We start from the raw sequence: 2,128 nt of genomic DNA, 5'->3' as shown, positions 1-2,128 counted from the left end.
GTAGCCTTGATGTGCTACTGCGATCCCGAAGATGAAGGGGCCAAGGACTCCACCGGCTCGGTTGCCGATCTGGGTGATGCTTGCTGCTTGGGCTGGTCTCTCCATATGGCCGCTAACGATTGCGTAGGTGAATAGACCATTCCAGCCCCATCCGGCGCCGAACGCGAGGACGACCCCTGCAACCCACAAACCGGCCGAGGGCCGTTCGCTCGAAAGGGCAAAGAGGAGCATGCCGAACGCTCCCAGGCAGACCATTGCGGCGACTGTTGGGAGATGAGGCAGGTTTCGGATGTCCACCAAGGCTCCGAGGCCAACCCGGACCATGATGGCTATGCCACCGCCCAGCATGACGAGCTGGCCCGTCTCGGTTGGGGAAGCTCCCGAGGCCGCGACGGACACGGCGAGGAACCCGGTAGCCGCTCCGGAAGCGGTCAGCGACAGGCCTGAACCGAGCGTGAGGAGCAGCAAGTGGCGTTGGGCGCTGCTCTCCAATCTTTGTCTCGGCCGGCGAGTGGCCCGATAAGACCTCAGAGTCAGCCGCGACCTGGGCAGCATGGCAGCAATGGTCAAGGCCAGCAGCGCTCCAGCAAGGAGAGCCCATCGCCGGTCAAGTCCGGGTCCGTGGTGTACGACGACGTGTCCGTCGAGGTGTTGAGGGTCAGGCGCTGAGGGCGCCGGCGATCAGCTCGGTGGGCACCTCCTCGGGATGCTCGCCGTCGATACGGGCGGTGAGGACGACGCGGGCGTTCTTGAGGGCCTCGAGGCCGAGGTAGCGGCGTTGTTCGGCCCATTCGTCGTGCTGCTCGGCCAGGACGGCACCGACGAGCCGGATGATCGCCTCGCGGTTGGGGAAGATCCCGACGACGTCGGTGCGGCGACGGACCTCTCGGTTGAGCCGCTCGTTGGGGTTGTTGGACCAGATCTGGCGCCAGATCTCCTTCGGGAACGCGGTGAACGCGAGGATGTCGCAGCGGGCCAACTCGAGGTGCTCGGCCACGGCCGGTAGCTTCTCGTACAGCCCTTCCAGGACCCGGTCGAACTGGGCGTGCACCGCGTCGGTGTCGGGCTGGTCATAGACGCTGTGCAGCAGCGCCTTGACCCATCCCCACTGGGACTTCGGGGTGGTGGCCATCAGGTTCGCGGCGTAGTGGGTCCGGCAGCGCTGCCAGGACGCGGCCGGCAGCGTCGCCCCGATCGCGTCGACCAGGCCGTGGTGTGCGTCGCTGGTCACGAGGGCGACGCCAGTCAGGCCCCGGGCCACGAGGTCCCGGAAGAAGCTGAGCCAGCCGGCGGCCGATTCCGTGGTCGCGGTGTGGATCCCGAGCACCTCGCGGTAGCCGTCCGCGTTGACGCCGGTGGCGATCATGACGGCGACCTTGACTACGCGCCCGCCCTCGCGGACCTTCATCGTGAGCGCGTCGGCCGCGACGAACGTGTATGGGCCCTCGGTCAGCGGGCGGGTGCGGAACGCGGTCACCTGCTCGTCGAGGTCCTTGGACATCTCACTGACCTTGGACTTGGACAGGCCGGTGATCCCGAGGGTGCGCACCAGCTTGTCCATCCGCCGGGTGCTGACGCCCAGCAGGTAGCAGGTCGCCACCACCGTCGTCAGCGCTGCTTCCGCGCGGCGGTGCCGGGTCAGCAGCCAGTCCGGGAAGTAGGTGCCCTCGCGCAGCTTCGGGATCGCCACATCGATGGTGCCGGCCCGGGTGTCCAGGTCCCGGTGCCGGTACCCGTTGCGCGAGTTGACCCGCTCGCTGCTGCGGGCGCCGTACTCGGCGCCGCACACGCTGTCGGCCTGCGCCGACAGCAGCGCGTTGATGAACGTGCCGAGCAGTTCACGCATCAAGTCGGGGCTGGCCTGGGCCAGCTGCTCGTGCAGGAAGACGGCAGGGTCGATACTGGTGTTCGCGGTCATCGCGATGCTCCATTCGAGAGTGCTGTGAGAGGTTCACTCGAAGGATCACGCGGTGACCGCACCCCTGTCATCAGGGACACGCTCACCGGTGTCGTCGTACACCAACGTTATGGACTCAACTGCGAGCGGCGACCATCTCATCCAGCAGCGACGTCATGGCCGAACGATGGCAAACCTCAAAGATCAGCGCGGCCTCATTCTCCCTACGGC

General features: G+C 66.8%; 1 protein-coding gene and 1 pseudogene. Both read right to left on the bottom strand.

Annotated elements, in window-relative coordinates:
• A pseudogene (locus tag ACTHJJ_RS10080) lies at window positions 1–591 on the bottom strand (MFS transporter); the annotation flags it as partial.
• Between the two features lie 67 nt (window positions 592–658).
• Complete coding sequence (locus ACTHJJ_RS10075) at window positions 659–1,918, bottom strand: IS256 family transposase (protein WP_440302809.1); 1,260 nt, start codon at window positions 1,916–1,918, stop codon at window positions 659–661.
• Window positions 1,919–2,128: the final 210 nt, after the last annotated feature.

The sequence above is a fragment of the Intrasporangium sp. genome, from assembly GCF_051961875.1.
GTDB lineage: Bacteria > Actinomycetota > Actinomycetes > Actinomycetales > Dermatophilaceae > Intrasporangium_A.
Note: the sequence above shows the minus strand (reverse complement) of the source record. Positions and strands in the feature narration are given on the sequence as shown.

Bases quoted from the DNA above. Each gene is read 5' to 3' on its own strand.
- ACTHJJ_RS10075 (WP_440302809.1), bottom strand. From the start codon at position 1,918: ATGACCGCGAACACCAGTATCGACCCTGCCGTCTTCCTGCACGAGCAG.